The following is a 17,840-nucleotide window of genomic DNA, read 5'->3' on the forward strand; positions in this document are numbered from 1 at the left end:
TAAACTAATCGCTAGGGTATTTTCGCTTCGCTGCTTGGTTTATTATTATGTAATGGGTAATTTTGAAAGCGGTAACATTCGACGTGACAAAGATCCGTATAGGTCCACGAATCCATTTGAAGAAAGGTACAGTGAAGAGGATGTCGAAGACAAGCAAAACCATATTGTTTCAAGGTGACTCCATAACGGACGGGAATTGGGGGCGCGACAACGATCTTAATCATATTCATGGACATGGCTACGTATATCTTATTGCTGCTGAGCTGGGCTATGAACTAGCGGAAAGCCAGCCACAGTTCATCAATCGAGGAATCAGCGGCCATCGCGTCTCGGATTTGTACGCGCGTTGGAATGAAGATGCGATTAGCCTGCGACCTGACCTGATCAGTATGTTGGTTGGCGTTAACGACGCAGGTCGGATCATCGAAGGCTCGCCAAGCGGAGCTACCGACAGGTTCGAAAAAGCATATCGTCACATACTGGAGGAAACGAAAGAAGTGCTTCCACAGACGGGACTGGTTTTATGTGAGCCATTCGTACTGAAAACGGGCGCCACCGTGCAGAATTGGGACAAATGGCGTCAACGGCTGGATGAATATAGCCTAGTTGTCCGGCAATTGGCTCAAGAGTTTGAAACGCTGTTTGTCCCTCTGCAAGAAGCGTTTGATCATGCGGCAAAACGAGCAGGCGCAGAGTATTGGATATGGGATGGCATTCATCCCACGACAGCCGGGCATCAATTGATTTCACGTGAATGGCTGAGGGTCGTGCAGAATAGTCCATTCGCTATAAGTTGAACAGATACATAAAGTAACTCGCTCGAAAGTTCACAGATAATCAAGTCAGTCATGTTCTTGTGCTGGTTGCACCTTATGATTTTAAAAAAATCGACTTTGATGATCCCGGCCGGTTCGAAGCCTGGCTGTGTGCTCAAGATTGGATCAGCTATAGATCATACGCAGATTATGGAGGGAACACTTCAAGAAAAGACACATATGCGAATCATGCACGTTCTGCCGAATCTTCATTCCATATTAGCCGCCACAGAACACGGTTCGGGAATAAGTGTCCGATTTTTAATGAACATTGTTTTTTATCTGGCTAAGTGATAGATCGACTAAGCCATCTTCTATGATCCCTCTATGGGATGGGAATAATGTTGAAGCTCATCCCAATGAGGCGTCGCTATGTTTGCGCGTATCTTCAAATGATCAAAAGCTTGCTGTAAAGCGGTCATCTCGTCTGCCGACACCGCCTTATCACTTAACAGGATTCTGCCAATCGGGCTTGAGAGCATCAGCTTCAGCAGGATGTAGAACAGCTTTCTTTTGTTGCGTGCGAATTGCTTTTGAGCGGCAGGCGAAACCGTATAGCCGTTTTTCTCCAATACTTGATGCCCCTCATCTACCGCATGAATGACCAGATTAAGAAGCTTCTTGTCTTTTGCGGCTCTGCGCAAATTACCGTTATATGAAGAAGCTATGGAATTCAAAGGCAAGATCATAACGAAATGACTTTTCAGCCACTCATCCATATTTGTAATGTAAGTCCATTTATATTTGGTGTTAACCAAAGCTTGATCGATCACTGAGCGCCATGACAGATCCACTCCTAAACCACCGATCGTTATGTTGGTTCTTGGGCCGCGCACGCTAATGATCCGGCCATTCTCCCTCCAGCCGGCAATCGACTGAAAAGCGAACGCAACCTGTTTCGCTACCGGACTATGGGTTTGCAAATACTTCTCCATTTCCCCAGGGCTTGCATTGTTACCCATTATAACGATATGGCAGCTATGATTCACCGCAAGGGCAGGCAGCACAGCCTCGAAATCCGGATATTTCATTACAACAAAAATAAGGTCATAAACATCGTCCGGCTGTAGTTCTCGGATGACCCTTACTTGATTAACCGTGGTTTGAAACTGAAAATAATGCCGAATGACATTGCCGTTCTTTTCCAACTCCTCTGCTCGTCGTCCTCTTGCCAGCATCGTGACGTTGTGCCCTCCACGCACCAGCTCGTGGGCTAAATAACTGCCCAGAACCCCTGCGCCGTAAACTAATATTCTCATCGTGGGTCCCTCCATTTTGGGTTAAACGATTGGATCAAACCATGTTTGCTCAAGCGCATCCCTTGTCTCTTTAACAAAGTTTTTAAATATTCGTTCCAAAATTTAAAAACCACAGCTTGATTCTATATGGACATCAACCAGGATGTCAATAAGTTTTTAAATATTGACTGTGAAATTTAAAAACTATTCGCATTATGTTAAACTACTTGTAGTGATGAACACGGGAAGTGAGTGAAGAGTGATGAATAAATTCGAAATCAGAACGCAGCAAAAGAAGGATGCGATCATTCATGCGGCATTAAAGCTTTTTAAAGAAAAAGGCTTCGTCCATGTTAGCATTAAAGACATTGCCGATGAATCCGGCGTATCGTCGGTATCGCTGTATAACTACTTCGGCAGCAAAGAAGGGGTGGTCAAGGAATGTGCGAATGTTCTGATGCAACATACGATCCAAATGGCTGAGGAGCTTTTGCATCAAAATATCGACTTCAAAGATAAGATATCTCGGATTTTGGAGATCTGTGCAGATCAAGACTATCAATTGCTTGGCACACCGGGTGCCGTGGAGGATCAGGTGCTAGCGAGCTTATATAGTGAAAACACGAATCAAATTAGAATTGCGCTTATTCAGGAATTTATTGAGCTGGGGAAGAAGGAAGGGGCGATTCATTCCTCTGTTTCGCTAGAGACCCTATTGGAATTATTAAGTGTCGTCGGGACGCTACAAGCTTCCTGGGCCAGAGCTGGGAATTATAAAACTAAGATGGCGGAACTTATCCAGCTTCTCTTATATGGTTTCGTTGGACGCCACTAAAATCAATCATAAAATGACCTCCGATGATCCAAGTGGGAGGTTATTTACATACCGCGATGCTGACGAAACCACCCAAAAAAGGAAATTCGCTCCCCAAGGAGAACCATATATTACTTGGAGGAGGATGCATCTATGCCTAAAACCATACTTGTAGTCGATGATGATCCGGATATCATTGACATGCTTAAACTTTATCTGGACGCAGAGGGATATAAGACGCTCGAAGCTTTCGACGGGAAAGCTGCCCTTGAGCATCTGCGAAGCAGGCACGTGGATCTCGCACTCTTCGATATCATGATGCCGCTCATCGACGGATTCCAGTTGCTCCGCAAAATGCGGCAGGATTATAAAATCCCGGTTATTCTCATCTCGGCCAAAAATCAGGAGATTGATAAAATAACCGGACTCAAGCTGGGGGCAGACGATTATGTGTCCAAGCCGTTTAGCCCGCTCGAAGTGATGGCGAGAATTCAGGCACAGTTAAGACGCTCCTGTGAGTTTAATGAGCCGTTGGAAGCTCCAGCGGTATCCGAAACCTGCGTCGGGGACTTGCAGTTGGATCACCGGGAATGCATGTTATACATCAAGGGAACGCCGATTTCGCTGAGTGCGATCGAGTACAGATTATTGAAGTTGTTCATGGGGGAGCCGGGGCGCGTATTTACGAAGAAGCAAATTTTTGAGCATGCCTGGGATGAACTTTATTTGGCTGACGATAATGCCGTCATGGTCCAAATCAGCAGGCTTCGCGACAAAATCGAGGCTTGTCCCAGGAAGCCTGTCTATATCAAAACCATTCGCGGACTCGGTTACCGGTTTGCGAAGAAAGATGAGTTACAGCCATGAATTCACCTAATCGCCTGCAGCGATCGCTGATTCGCCAATATGTTTTTTTCTTTGTTACCATTGCGCTGATTGCCGCGTTTTCGCTATTTGTATTAAATGCGCTGATCATGGATTATTTTATGGAGGCTTCCGGACCGGTCAAGGCGGAGGCTGGAGTCATAGGCAGTCCGACAGCCGTGCCAGGCATGGACAGCAATCAGCATGAGAAGGTGTTTTATGGAATGGCACTGAAAACGCTGCTGCTGTTTCTCGCTTTGTTTGCAATTACCGTATATGTCTTCGGAAGATGGACGGCATCCCGGCTCACGACCCCGCTCCGATCGATTGCGGATGGTATCCGCAGCATTGCACGCGGACATTACCATGAAAGATTACATTTTCGAGCCAGCTATGAACTTGCCCAGATTCAGGATGATTTCAATGATATGGCTGAACGGCTCGAACGGATGGAGAGGGAAAAGCGAGAGCTTGCAGAGAGCAAGCAGCGAATGCTGATCGACATTTCCCATGACCTGAGGACACCGATGACCACCATTCAGGGCTATATCGAAGCGATGGAAGTGGGGCTCGTTGATTCGGAAGAGAGAAGGCAAAAAATCCTGCATTTGATTTCCGACAAAGCCAGTCTGATGTCGGAGCTGATTGACGGTATCTTCGAGCTGTCCAAGCTGGATAGTCCCGACTATCCTTTTGCCGTTGAGGCATCCGACATTACAGAATTCACAAGGGAAATTGCAGCCGAGTATTACGAGGTGTTCGAAGAACAGAAGTTTCATTTCCTTTACGATATTCCTGATAGTGAAATCATCGTCCCATTCAACGCGACCTGGTTGTATCGGGCGGTTTCCAATATCCTGTCAAACGCTATCCAATACAATCCGCGCGGTACCGCTGTTGAACTGAAATTGGCAGCAACGGGGGGAGGAGTCGAAATTCACATTACAGACGATGGCATCGGAATCCCGGATGGGTTGAAGGAAAAGGTCTTCGATGCCTTTGTCCGCGGAGACCAGGCCCGAAAAAGCGATGGGGGGACGGGTCTGGGACTTGCCATTGCCAAACAAGTGGTTGAAAAACATGGGGGTAACATCAGGCTGATCACGAACGGGTGCACGAAATTCATTCTTTTTCTTCCTAACGAATTGTAAGATAACTGAAAGATTAAGGAAAGTGGAGCGAAAGAGTTATCCGGTAACCTCAGAAGTAGAACCAACATTTTAAGGGATACAGGAGGACTGGAGAGATTGGAAATTCACAAAGAGAAAGAAAAAGAAAAAAGCGTTACGTTTTTTCGAAGAATCATGGCAAACCGGAAGCGTAGGGGGCCGCTATCCCCTGGATGGAAGGGTGCGTCGCTTGGGCTCGGCGCCACCGGCTTTATTCTAATTCTGATACAGGCCAATTATCTATTGACGGGGCATGGTGTCGGTAAATTCATCGTGGGCACATTCCTGTTTCTCTTTGCGGCTGCCCTTATAAGCGGCCTAGCATCAATGTTGCTGCATGGGGTCAAGAAACTACCAAGCCGTTATATTTGGATGCTGCTGTATTCCCTGATCATGTTTTTATTCTGTTTTATTGTGCAGCCGGGCGTATCGGCAGTCTTCATCGTCTCTTTGGCCATTGTTTTATCTTTATATGGTGCATTGGCTTATAAATTTGCAGCGGGAAGCTACAAGCAAGTGTCTAAAACCAGGAAAATCGGCGCGATGGCTTGTTTGTCCTTGATCACCATCGCGATCGGCGCAGGCAGCTTCTGGCTGATTCGGGCCGGAGATGATGCCGCTCCGGACATCACATTGAAACAGCTGAAAACCTCAACCCGATATGAAGACTCGACGATGAACAATCCGGCCGAACAAGGCACATATCCCGTCCAAAGCCTGTTATACGGAAGTCCTGACAACTATCGGACAGAATTTAATCAAAGCGGTTCCCTAACCACCCAAACGGTGGATGCGTCCAGGTTTGTTGAGAAGTGGTCGTCTTTGCGCACGAAGTCGCTTGGATTCGGACCCGAGGCCATGCCGTTAAACGGAAGAGTGTGGTATCCCGAAGGGGAAGGCACCTTTCCGCTGGTTTTGATTGTACATGGTAATCACTTGATGAATGATTATTCCGATCCGGGTTATGAATATCTCGGCAGGCTGCTCGCGAGCAAAGGGTATATATTTGTCTCCGTGGATGAAAATTTCCTCAATTTCTCCCCATATGAGGATCTATTCCTGATCAGCCCGCTGCTAAGTGAAAATCCGGCAAGGGGTCTGCTGCTGCTGGAGCATTTGCAAACCTGGAAGGACTGGAACAGCGATCCGGACAACCCGTTTTACCAAAAGGTCGATATGGAACGAATCGCCCTCATCGGTCATTCCCGGGGCGGCGAAGCGGTCGCGATCGCGGCAGCGTATAACAAGCTTGGCCGTCATCCGGACCATGGGGATATCAAGTTTGATTATAACTTTTCGATCCGCTCGCTCATTTCCATTGCGGGAACGGACGGGCAATATAAGCCCCAAGGCAAACCTCTGCCGCTGCAAGACGTAAATTATCTGTCTTTGCATGGAGCTCATGATATGGATGTCAACAGCCTGGACGGTGCGAAGCAATATCACCGGATTCGTTATACCAAGGGCACAAATTACATGAAATCGCTGGTCTATATTTATGGAGCCAACCACGGCCAGTTTAACGGAGGCTGGGGCAGAGGGGATGGGGCAGGGTTGGGGAACCAACTGTTTAACCTACGTCAAATTATGCCACGGGATGAGCAGGAAACCATCGCAAAAGTGTTCATATCTACGTTCCTGGATGCCACGCTGAAGGACCAACGGCAATTTAGGGAGGTGTTCAAGGATTTGGGTTACGCCAAGGAATGGATTCCCGACAATCTGTATGTGGGCAATTATTACGATTCGCAGACGACCTTGATCGCCGATTTTCATGAAGACATCGATCTGCAGAGCACCACGCTTCCTGGCGGCAGCCTGCGGGGCGAGAACCTGCAGCAATGGAAGGAAGAAAAGGTTAAGACAAAATGGGGCGAAGCGGATTACAGCGCGGTTCGCTTAGGCTGGAATTCGAACGGTTCGTCCGAGCCTGCGTCCTATACGGTTACTTTGCCGGATAACGGGGTGGAAACAGGAAGGGATAGCTCGATCGTATTTTCGCTGGCAGATGCACGCAAAACAGAAGAAAGCGGCGACCCGAAAGAGCTTATCAATTTTACGATTACGGTTGAAGATAGGAAGGGCCATCAGGCAAGTCTTCCCCTCAGCCATATATCCAAGTTGCCGCCTGTTATTGAAGGTAAACTTCTCAAATGGCCATTTTCGAATGCAGGCAATACTTCAGAACCCGTATTTCAAAGTTATGATTTCCAATTAGACGATTATTACAAAATGAATCCGGACTTCAACTCGCAGCAGTTGAGCAAGATTCGCATCGAGTTCAATCTAACCAAGCGGGGAAGTATTCTGCTTCGTGATGTTGGCATTCGATCATAACATGTATGGTCTGATAGGATGACTTTGATGACTGCCAGTCGATAATAACACTATACGCTGAAGAAGCCGCCATACTGGCGGCTTCCTTTGATTTAGGTTGAGTAGCGGGCTCAAACCGTTACAGCAAGCTGTGATACGTATCCGTTTTAGGAAAATGGATCGTGACCTTGGTATACGCTCCCGCCTCCGACTGGATGGATAAATGATGGCCCAGCTTATGCACTAATTGCTTTGCGAGGTAAAGACCCATGCCGGTCGATTTGGCATGGCTTCTTCCGATGGAACCGGTAAATCCTTTATCAAAGACTCGATGAAGATCTTCCGGCTGAATCCCGATGCCCGAATCTATAATATGCACCCTTTTTTCCTGTCGGTCCTCCTCGACCGTGAATGTGATGGTTCCGCCTTCATTCGTATATTTCAAAGCATTCGCAACGATTTGATCAAGGATAAATCCGAGCCATTTCCGGTCGGTATGAACCGTTTGCCGAATGTCCTCCATATGAAAGCGAATCCGCTTGTTAATAAACGTTTTTGCGAATTTTTTCGCGCAGGTTTTAATGATCGCGTCTAATGGTTCTTCCGTGATGAAGTAATCTTTGGAGAAGGAATCAATTCGAGAATAGTATAATGCTTGCTCCACATAATTTTCAATTTTGTCGAGCTCATCCTCAAGTTTATCGGCAAGGGAATCGGCTGTTTCCCCGGTGCTGTTCTCCATTAACAGACGGCTTGCCGCTATCGGAAGTTTCACCTCATGTATCCAGGACAAGATAAATTCCTGATGATCGATCTTCTCTTCATTCAGTTTCCGGAGGTCACGTTCATGTTGGCGATGCAATTTGGTGAAAAGCTCGAGATACAGCCGTTGTTGCAAGTTTTGTGGTTCAGGGGCAACGACAGGCCAATCTTCTCGGTCCAGATGGATCAGTTGCTGAAGCTTCCGGTAATAGGATCTTCGATAATAATAGCCAATCAGCAAGTAAGCTGTGACCAATGCAAAGCAAACGATATGAATATACAGCAAGTTGCCAGACACGAGGGCCGGGTTGAAGGATAAAGTCATGATTATTGAAATAAAGCCCATCATACCCGCGTACAACATCAAAAAATAACGTTTGTCCTTTATGTATTGAATGAAACTCATGGGACCATATAACCTTGCCCTTTCTTGGTAACAATCCAGTTTTCCTTGCCGATGCCGGCCAGTTTTTTACGCAAGCGGACGATGTTAACGGTTAACGTGTTTTCGTCCACGAAGCTTTCATCCTGCCAAAGATGACGCATGATTTTCTTGCGGTCAACAACCTTTCCCTTTTGCTGCATGAGGATTTTCAGTATACTGACCTCCGTTTTGGTAAGCTCCGCTTTTCCCCCTTCATACGAGAGAATACCTTTCTCCGGATGGAACATGACCCCCTCATGTTCGAGCACATCCGATTGCATGTCCGAATAGGAATAGGTTCGGCGCAGCAGCGCATTAACTTTAGCGGTCAACACATCCATATGGAACGGCTTCTGAATATAATCGTCCCCGCCCATATTCACTGACATAACAACATCCATGGGCGAATCGCGGGAAGAAAGGAAGATCACCGGTACATTGGAAATTTCTCTTATCTTCTGACACCAGTAAAATCCATCATACGAAGGCAGGTTAATATCCATGATCACAAGATGGGGTTGGTTATGAATAAAGCACTGTACGACAAGGTCAAAGTTTTCGACGATTACCGTTTCCAGACTCCATTTGGTTAAAGCTAACTGGATCATCCCGCGTATGGTCGGGTCATCCTCTACGATCATGATTTTCATAAACGATCCTCCCGGGCGTTACTAGCGGCAAATTAAACACATTGTATACGATCTTTCCGCGGCAGACAAGCAAGTATCCGGGGCTGCTTCCTTTGTCTAATGTGACAGGAATGTAAGGTAGAGGGGGAAGTTGTAAGCTAAAGTAAAGGTGACCTGTATTAAGATCAGGATAAGGAATACATGATGTCGAAAATGTATTGACCTTGTTTCTATTTGATAACCAGGAAGGATAGATCAACATGAAAATGGTAGTGAACGCTTCTCAGATCAGAAAGGTTTATGGTGTAAAAGGAAATGTATATACCGCCTTGGATGATATCGATTTGACCGTGCAGGAGGGAGAGTTCGTGGGAATCATGGGGCCGTCCGGCGCAGGCAAGTTGACTTTGCTCCATGTGCTTGCGACAATTGATCAGCCTACCTCGGGAGAAGTCATGATTGATGGAGTAGACGTTCTGAAGATGGATGAGGAACAATTATCCGCTTTTCGCCGGGATAAACTGGGATTCATTTTTCAAGATTACAATTTGCTGGACACTTTAACGGTGAAGGAGAACATCTTGCTGCCCTTGGCTCTGGCCAAGATGAATGTCAAAGAACTGGAGCATAGAGTGGAGAAGATCGCGGACAAATTCGGCATCACCCCGATTCTGGAGAAATACCCGTATCAGATTTCAGGAGGGCAAAAACAGCGGACTGCGGCTTCACGCGCCATGATTTCAGGCCCCAGCCTGCTGCTGGCCGATGAGCCGACCGGCGCTCTGGATTCGAAATCGGCGACCGCGCTGCTGGAGAGCCTGAAAGACCTGAATGAATATGATCGGGCAACAATTTTGATGGTCACTCATGACACGTTTGCGGCAAGCTACTGCACGCGGGTGCTGTTTATAAAGGATGGTCGCATTTTCACCGAACTGACTAGAGGAGATGTATCCCGCAAACACTTTTTCAAAAAAATATTGGATGTATTGACCGTTCTGGGAGGGGATGCAAGTGACCTTGTTTGACATCGTGAAAAAGAACATGAAAGGGAACTTCAAAAACTACACGATCTACTTCATTTCCATCCTGTTCAGCGTCATTATCTATTATACTTTTCTTTCTTTGCAATACAGCCAAGAAATTACGAGTTCAATCGAATCATCGCAGAGCATGCGATCCGTTTTTATGATAGCATCCATCATTTTGATCGTATTTGTTACCGTCTTTATTATGTATTCCAACCGTTTTTTCTCCAGGCAGCGTAAAAAGGAAGTAGGCTTGTACGCGTTACTTGGTCTACCGAAAAAAAAGATCGGAAAAATGCTGTTTTATGAAAACCTGATCATTGGGGTAACGGTTTTAATCATAGGAATCTTGATTGGCACATTGTTGTCCAAGCTGTTCGCTATGATCTTAATCAAGCTGCTGGGGACGCCTGTACAGGTAGGCATGGCTTTCTCTCTTCGAGCTCTGATTCATACGCTCATCGTGTTCATGGTGATTATTTTGGCGACATCGATCCAAGGCTATCGATTGATCTATAGCTTTAAACTCATCGAATTGTTTCGAGCGGAGCAGGAAGGGGAGCAGGAGCCGAAAGCGTCGTTTCTATCGGCAGTGGGTGCAGTTCTCTTTTTGATTGCGGGATATGGATTCGCCTTTCGCGATTTTTCAGTCACCGAAGAAATTCTTGTCAATCTGAGTGTGATGACTGTCGGAATTATCGCTGGAACGCTTCTGCTCTTCTCCTCGCTGGTCATTGTCTTGCTGAGAACCGCCAAGAAGAGAAAACGAAGTTATTATAAAGGCATGAATTTGGTCATCACCTCTAATTTGGTGTACCGGATTAAAGGGAACGCTCGTTTGTTAAGCGTCATTTCCCTGTTATCCGCTGCGGCGTTGTGCGCCTTCAGTGTCGGTTTAGGCGCATACTATACGTTTGACAAAACATCGAAGCTTACCGCGCCATTTAGCTACATGTATATTGCCCAGGACAACGCCTTTAATCAAAATGTAGACGATATCATACGCCGGGATGAAGCGCATCCGATTATCGCGCAAATGACGATTCCGGTGCTGGAGACAAAAGGGGAGGCTTCCAAACCGGAGATCCTTCCGGAGAGAATGATCGAAGCAGACAAAACCCCGCTCAAAGTGGTCTCGATCGATCAATACAACCAGGTGGCAACTGCGCTGCGCTTTCCTGTACTTGATCCGATCGAACCGGATGAAGCTATAGCGATCCGGCCCATGTATACGGACTATGAATGGCCCGATTATGAAGGCGAAACGGTTGATATCGAATTGCCGGATCAACGAATAACCCTTGCCTTTGCGGGGATGACCGTAGAACGAATCATTAATTGGAGTTATCCGGATGTGATGATTGTTGTAAGTAACGGCACCTACGACAAAATGGAGGCGCAAGTTTCTCCGACCCGCTATGTCGGGTATGCCGTGCAGGAACAGAAGACGACGAAGCACACGGCTGATGCGCTGGCGTCGCTGAAGACACCGGAATCGAATTTATCTTCATATTATTCCGAATACCGTCTTGGAATCGAAGAAGCGGCCTTTAATGTGTTTATCTTAGGATTTCTTGGGCTCGTTTTTGTCATGGCAACAGGCAGCATGATCTATTTCAAGCAGCTGACTGAAGCAACAGCAGACAAACCACGGTACGACATTCTAAAAAAAATCGGTGTAAGCGGAAAAGAAGTAAGTATCGCAATTATTAGGCAGAACGCATTTATTTTTGCTTTGCCGCTTATGATCGGGCTTGCACATTACATGGTCATCCTGCAATTGTTGAAAAGATTATTCAGCAATATGGCAGGTGCTAGTCTTATGCTGCCCATCCTGATCTGCGTGGCTGTGTTTTTCCTGATCTACACGGTTTATTATGTGCTCACGGTCAACTCCATCAGCAGGATCGTCAATGGAAAGTCTGCCCCCGTGACTAGAATTGCGGCTATTGCAATCATGGTCTGTCTATTGGTTCTGATTGGAATCTTCTTCGGCACGGAAACCCCTGCAGCGCAGGATGAGAGGGGCCAGGCAGAGAAAATCCAATTACAGCTGCCAGAACCTACTGGAGAATATTCTGTGGGAACGATGGAAATGCATTTCAAGGATGACAACCGGGTGGACCCATGGAAACAGGACAGAGACAGGGAACTCATGATCAGCATATGGTACCCCGCCACGGGAAAAAGCGAGCAGAAGACTGTGTACATGCAGCCCGAAGCAGCAAAGTATTACGATGAAAACGCAATCTCCACGATCGGATTGGATCCCGGTCGGGTCGATCTCTCCGGTATTGGCACTCACGCTTGGTTAAATGCACCGCCGGCGAACAACGACGTTGGGTGGCCGCTCCTCATCTACTCACCTGGCGGGTCTGTTCCAAGAAACTTCGGGACGGCTGTAGTCGAAGACTTGGCCAGCAGAGGTTATGTGGTCGTTACAGTCGATCATACGTATGAGACCTCTGCGGTCGAATTTCCCGATGGACGTGTGGCAACGGAGTCATTACCGCCTTTCAGTGCAGAGACGGTACTGAAGATGCTGGAGGTACGAGTGGATGATATCCAATATGTGTTGGACCAACTCGAACTCATCAAGGAAGGCCGTCATCCAGGCGATCAACCATTGCCCGCTGGACTTCAACAAACATGGGACCTGTCTAAGATCGGAATATTCGGACATTCCGCCGGCGGGGCTACTGCTGCTCAGGTGATGTACGAGGATGATCGCTTTGACGCTGGCATCGACATGGACGGAACGATGGGGCACATGCCCGATAACCCGCTCCCGGTGGCGCAGCACGGATTGGATCGCCCCTTCATGCTCATGAATTCAGGCTACAATAAGGAGGGCGAGGTTGATTCCCATCTAACCGCGATGGACCGTCAAATGTTCTGGCAGCATTCAACCGGATGGAAACTCGATCTAAGCATTCCCGAGGGAGCACATTATACGTTTACAGATTATCAGACGCTGCTTCCACAGCTTCAAGATAAGCTGAGCCTTTCGCCGCGAGTAGTCCAGCAATCTATCGGAACTGCCGACCCCAAACAGACAATCGCTGCCCATCGGGATTATGTCGCTGCCTTTTTCGATTTTCATTTAAAGGGTGTTCCACAGCCGCTGCTGACCTCTCCGTCCGCAGACTATCCAATGGTTGATTTTATAAAGTAAAGACATTTCCTTCCTCGGTTTTGTCACAATCTTGATCGCTTATCAATAGAAAAAAACAGTATAATAAAAACAAACAAAATCAAACAAAGACATTCGGATAAGGCGGTGGTAAGCATGAATCAGGAGTTTTTGCATCCGACAGATCTGCTCCTTCAATTTATCAATCGTATTTATAACCATGGCATGACGACCACATCCGGGGGTAATCTGTCTATCAGGGACGAGAACGGAGATATTTGGATAACACCCGCCGGGGTGGACAAAGGCTCCCTTACACGGGGAGATATGGTATGCGTGAAGGAGGATGGTACGGTTCTGGGAATTCACAAACCATCCAGCGAATTTCCCTTCCACAGGCTTATCTATCAAGCCCGTCCGGATTTGAAAGCGATCATTCATGCCCATCCGCCAGCGTTGGTTTCGTTCAGCATTGTCCGGCGCATTCCCGATACCAGGCTGCTTCCGAACGAACGACAGATTTGCGGCGAGATCGGGATTGCACCTTACGCCCTGCCTGGAAGCGAACAGCTCGGGGAGAACATTGCGGCTGTTTTCAAGAGCGGGATCGACACGGTCATGCTGGAGAACCATGGGGTTGTGGTCGGAGCCGGGGATCTTCCGCAAGCGTTTAACCGGTTTGAAACCCTGGACTTCTGTGCGAGGCTGGAAATCGAGGCGCGGCGAATCGGAAATCCCGTCCTGTTGACTGATGAGGATTACGACATCGTCCGCAACAAAAGCACGCTGCAGCTGGATACGTATATCCGCGACACCTGCACGTCGGAAGAAAAAGAAATTCGCCGGGACATGTGCGCACTCATGCGGCGTGCGTAATAAACAAGGTCTGTTTACAAGCACGCAAGGCACTTTTTCCCATCGTTTATTGGGTCATGATTTTGTCATTACACCCTACGGCAAAGACCGCAACCATCTGGAGCCGGGTGATCTCGTCCGTATAGAGAACGGCAAAGCCGAGGCCGGCAAACAGCCAAGCAAATCCGTCTTCCTCCACGAAGCGATCTACAAAATGCAGCCGCATGTCGATTCGGTGATTATCGCGCACCCGCCTAACATCATGGCATTTGCCGTAACGGATGCCGTATTCGATTCAAGAACGATTCCAGAGAGTTATATCTTGCTTCGCGGAATGCCCAAGCTTCCCTTTAATGCGGTTTACAATGAGCCCGAGCGTACCGCTTCGCTGTTTAGACCCGATACGCCGATCGCCATCGTGAACAATAATTGTGTCATCGTTGCGGGACAGAGCCTGCTCAATGCTTTTGATCGATTGGAAGTTGCAGAGTACAGCGCCAAGTCCATTCTGTCGGCCAGAACGCTTGGGAATGTCATACACATCGATGACGATCGGATTCGCGAGCTCGAATCAGCATTTAATCTGGATTAGTAAAAGAATGGAATATCTTCAGCTGTACCAAGGCTGCCGCGGGAATAGTGCGGCAGCCTTTCGTTTTTTCCGGCTTAGACATATCGACATCGGCCTTCACAGTGTTTTGGGGAATCCGGCACATTCTCGGAAACGATTCGATATGCGTGTTTTCAAGCTCTTGTTTACAACAATATTAATATTGTCTATTATATAGATAGATCGATAATGTTTATGTTTATTTACTAATTTAAATTAATGTGTTCAAACCTATCTTAAATAGGCAGCTATGAGCGCAGTTGGATTACGATTTAATTCTTTGGAAAAGAGGAGACACAACACAATGAATATACCTGCTTCTACAAATCATAAACCCGTGATTATTTCGGATAACTATGGGAAAGTGGATGGGCGATTCGCATATAAGACAGATGTAAGAGCATTATCTTTGGGTTTGAGCGAGCAGAACGAGGATGGTAGGGCGCATATTGCCGCCAAAGTATGGAGAGCTGCTGAGGAACAAGGGGCCGGTCCAATGGATGAGTTACCTCTTCATCGAATTCTGGATTTATCCATCCTCATTTGCAGTGCCCTGACACATTTTAGCGAAGCCTATAGATTTGAAGATTTATATGACCCGCAACATCCTGTGATTGACCGGATCGGATTGCAGGGGAACGCCATGACGGTAGCCGTTTGCACGGATAATGAACAGATTCAGGAGGATATCAAGCTGTTCAACGAGGCATTGAGCGACAACAGCGAGATGATAGGAGAACGTCTTCGCACTTTGACGAGAATGTTAGAAGAATTGGGTTATGTACGATGAGTAAGCTGCCGGATTGGGAGTGATGAACCCATTCCCGCGTTCAGAGTTAACGAGAGTTTGGAGGTGAGCGGTCATGAAAGACCAGAATAATAATGAAACTTACGTGCTGTCTCCTGGTAGAGTATTGACCGAGGAAGAAAAAAGTCTTGTCTGGAAAAAACCATTAACACATACAGCAAGCGAGGAAGAACGGCGAATCACGAATGAAATCAAGCGTAATTGGCATCGCGGCGAGATGAAAATCGCCACGATTTTATTGGAAGGGGATGCCGGTTCCGGAAAAACGCAGCTTGCCAAGGCGTTGTCCGCAAACCTCAGGTTACCCTATACCAAAGTAACTTGTTTTGCCGATATGGATAAATCGGATATCCTCGGAGCCATTTTACCGGTTATTTCATCTGATCGAATGAAGCAGTTGGAATCTGTGGACCAAGCGGCCTTGAAAGCATTATACGAAAGCGACGGCTTTCGAAGCTCGACGGAGATTTTGATGGAGGCGCTGGAGATTACACAAGAGATGGCTTCCGCAAAGATGAAGCAATTATTGAAGCTGGCCGCGAATATGGCTCAGGATGGAGCTGTAGAATATCGATTTTACGCTTCCGAGATCGTCCGAGCTTTTCAGAAGGGCTATCTGCTGGAAATCCAGGAACCGAACGTGATTCGGGATGCCGGCGTATTAATGGCATTGAATTCCGCATTGGAGCCGGGTGGCAGTCTTAATCTCCCAACGGAGATCGTGCAGCGGCATCCGGATTTCATAGCGGTGATCACGGCAAATCGTAGTTACGCCGGATCCAGGCCGCTTAACGAGGCATTGCGTGACCGAGTGCAGCATACGGAGAAGATGGACCTGCCGACCAAAGAGATTATGATGGAGCGAGCGATGGCCAAAACCGGCTATCAAAACGATGAAATGCTGGATGTGCTGGCAAGGGTCATTATCCTATTGGATAAAACTGCCCGAGCTAATGCCATTAAAGGCGTGGCTGGCATGCGCTCTTATTTCTATTGGGTGGATGCCGTTGCACAAGGTGCTTCTGCGAGGGAATCCCTTTATCATAAAGTGATTTACAAGATAACAACCGATTCGGAAGAGATCATACTGCTGGAAGAAGCGCTGAAAGGCGAAGGTTTGCTGGATATGCTGGAGGAAGTCCCGGTTGAAATGAATAAAAAACGAAGCCCAGAGGCAGTGGAGATCGCGACATGGGAGAGCGATATAGAACTGGATTCCATTCCTGACGGGCAAGCTGAGGAAGAAGGGCTCCAGTTAAAGAAGTCCGCTGAAAGCGAAGACAGCACATCCATCCTCGCGGATGAGTCAGCGGATATGGAAAGCACGGATTCGGGGGAGGACGGATCACCGCAATATCATCAGGCCAATCCTGAACCCATGACAGAGGAGGAGAAACAGAAGGAGCGGGACTTCCGCAAAAAGCTGAATCAAGTCTCCAGGGCCATCGTGTCCGATTCGATTCATCAAGCTGTTAAGCTGATCGTTCACCGTCCTGATGTTGACCCGATCCAGCAGGAGGAATATCGGAGTCTGCGTAAGGACATTATGCCCATCGTGCGGGAAATCGCCAGACAGACGATGCCGCTGTTGGAGCACGAGATAACCACGGAATATGCCAAGAACCATTACTATGGTTCTAAGTTTCAGGCAGACAGCGTGGCTTACCGTGATTTCAGGTATTTTGCCAAGAAACGTCCTCCGACGGAATCCCCTGGTCTTGTCGTCGGTTTGAGGGTCGATGAATCAGCATCGATGGCTGCTTTCGGGAGACTCGAGGCGGCTAAGCGGGCGGTCATCGCGGTCTATGAATTCTGCCAAATTTGCCATATACCTGTTTTAATTTATGGGGATACTGCGGATGTTTCCCGTATGGAGCAGATGTCCATCTTCGCTTATGCCGATTACGATCAACCGGATGTCCGCGACCGGTTCAGGCTGATGGGCATCCGGGCCAGAAGTAATAATCGGGATGGTATGGCTTTAAGAATTATGGCGGAACGGTTAGTAAATTCACCGAAACAAACGAAGCTGTTGATTAGCATCAGCGACGGGCAGCCTAAAGCCATGGATGACTATACCGGTAGTCTGGCGATTCAAGACATGCGGCAGACTCTATCCGAATACGAAAGAAAAGGAGTCAAATTTCTGGCGGCAGCCATCGGCCAAGACAAAGATGTCATTAGTCAGATCTATGGTGCCGAGAGGTTTTTGGATATAACCAACCTGAATGAGCTGCCAGCCAAGCTGGTGCGGATCATTTCTCGATACTTGTAACATCATCTTACCGAACAGCTTCAGCCTGCGTGTCATTGTGACATGCGGGCTTGTTTATTACTGATGTCTGTGAATACATGAACATATCTCCCCGTTCGTT

14 protein-coding genes are annotated in these 17,840 nt (G+C 47.4%); 11 read left to right on the top strand and 3 right to left on the bottom strand.

Annotated elements, in window-relative coordinates:
• Positions 1-140: 140 nt before the first annotated feature.
• Positions 141-797: an SGNH/GDSL hydrolase family protein gene (locus AC0VZ8_RS16530; RefSeq protein ID WP_475487698.1), complete on the top strand. Its 657-nt coding sequence runs from the start codon at positions 141-143 to the stop codon at positions 795-797.
• 332 nt (positions 798-1,129) lie between these two features.
• On the opposite strand, the gene AC0VZ8_RS16535 is transcribed toward AC0VZ8_RS16530, so the two are convergent.
• Entirely contained in the window at positions 1,130-2,074 is a 945-nt protein-coding gene (locus AC0VZ8_RS16535; RefSeq protein WP_475487589.1) for a ketopantoate reductase family protein, read from the bottom strand.
• A 241-nt stretch (positions 2,075-2,315) separates the two neighbouring features.
• Between AC0VZ8_RS16535 and AC0VZ8_RS16540 the strand changes: the two genes are divergently transcribed.
• The 4 genes from AC0VZ8_RS16540 to bahA all read left to right on the top strand — a co-directional run bounded on the left by AC0VZ8_RS16540 (position 2,316) and on the right by bahA (position 7,237).
• On the top strand, positions 2,316-2,888 hold the full coding sequence (locus AC0VZ8_RS16540) for a TetR/AcrR family transcriptional regulator (RefSeq protein ID WP_475487590.1): 573 nt from the start codon (positions 2,316-2,318) through the stop codon (positions 2,886-2,888).
• Between the two features lie 132 nt (positions 2,889-3,020).
• On the top strand, positions 3,021-3,734 hold the full coding sequence (locus tag AC0VZ8_RS16545) for a response regulator transcription factor (RefSeq protein WP_071220984.1): 714 nt from the start codon (positions 3,021-3,023) through the stop codon (positions 3,732-3,734).
• Entirely contained in the window at positions 3,731-4,882 is a 1,152-nt protein-coding gene (locus AC0VZ8_RS16550; protein ID WP_475487591.1) for a HAMP domain-containing sensor histidine kinase, read from the top strand. Before AC0VZ8_RS16545 ends, AC0VZ8_RS16550 begins: the two co-directional genes overlap by 4 nt.
• A gap of 96 nt (positions 4,883-4,978) precedes the next feature.
• Entirely contained in the window at positions 4,979-7,237 is a 2,259-nt protein-coding gene (gene bahA / locus AC0VZ8_RS16555; protein WP_475487592.1) for a bacitracin amidohydrolase BahA, read from the top strand.
• Between the two features lie 118 nt (positions 7,238-7,355).
• On the opposite strand, the gene AC0VZ8_RS16560 is transcribed toward bahA, so the two are convergent.
• Positions 7,356-8,384, bottom strand: a complete 1,029-nt coding sequence (locus tag AC0VZ8_RS16560) for a sensor histidine kinase (protein WP_475487593.1) — start codon at positions 8,382-8,384, stop codon at positions 7,356-7,358.
• Positions 8,381-9,052, bottom strand: coding sequence for a response regulator transcription factor (locus AC0VZ8_RS16565; RefSeq protein ID WP_475487594.1), 672 nt, complete (start codon positions 9,050-9,052; stop codon positions 8,381-8,383). The genes AC0VZ8_RS16560 and AC0VZ8_RS16565 overlap by 4 nt, the downstream gene beginning before the upstream one ends.
• A 239-nt stretch (positions 9,053-9,291) precedes the next feature.
• Here AC0VZ8_RS16565 and AC0VZ8_RS16570 point away from each other — a divergent pair, with 239 nt between their 5' ends.
• The 6 genes from AC0VZ8_RS16570 to AC0VZ8_RS16595 all read left to right on the top strand — a co-directional run bounded on the left by AC0VZ8_RS16570 (position 9,292) and on the right by AC0VZ8_RS16595 (position 17,740).
• Complete coding sequence (locus tag AC0VZ8_RS16570) at positions 9,292-10,059, top strand: ABC transporter ATP-binding protein (RefSeq protein WP_475487595.1); 768 nt, start codon at positions 9,292-9,294, stop codon at positions 10,057-10,059.
• Positions 10,040-13,234, top strand: a complete 3,195-nt coding sequence (locus AC0VZ8_RS16575; RefSeq protein ID WP_475487596.1) for an FtsX-like permease family protein — start codon at positions 10,040-10,042, stop codon at positions 13,232-13,234. The genes AC0VZ8_RS16570 and AC0VZ8_RS16575 overlap by 20 nt, the downstream gene beginning before the upstream one ends.
• A 114-nt stretch (positions 13,235-13,348) precedes the next feature.
• On the top strand, positions 13,349-14,068 hold the full coding sequence (locus AC0VZ8_RS16580; RefSeq protein ID WP_475487597.1) for a class II aldolase/adducin family protein: 720 nt from the start codon (positions 13,349-13,351) through the stop codon (positions 14,066-14,068).
• Positions 14,061-14,639, top strand: coding sequence for a class II aldolase/adducin family protein (locus AC0VZ8_RS16585; RefSeq protein WP_475487598.1), 579 nt, complete (start codon positions 14,061-14,063; stop codon positions 14,637-14,639). The genes AC0VZ8_RS16580 and AC0VZ8_RS16585 overlap by 8 nt, the downstream gene beginning before the upstream one ends.
• A gap of 322 nt (positions 14,640-14,961) precedes the next feature.
• Positions 14,962-15,447: a DUF6530 family protein gene (locus AC0VZ8_RS16590; protein ID WP_475487599.1), complete on the top strand. Its 486-nt coding sequence runs from the start codon at positions 14,962-14,964 to the stop codon at positions 15,445-15,447.
• A gap of 73 nt (positions 15,448-15,520) precedes the next feature.
• Positions 15,521-17,740 carry an AAA family ATPase gene (locus AC0VZ8_RS16595; protein WP_475487600.1) on the top strand — a complete coding sequence of 740 codons (2,220 nt, stop codon included), beginning with the start codon at positions 15,521-15,523 and terminating at the stop codon, positions 17,738-17,740.
• Positions 17,741-17,840: the final 100 nt, after the last annotated feature.

The organism is Paenibacillus sp. QJM3NY_38, from assembly GCF_056173265.1.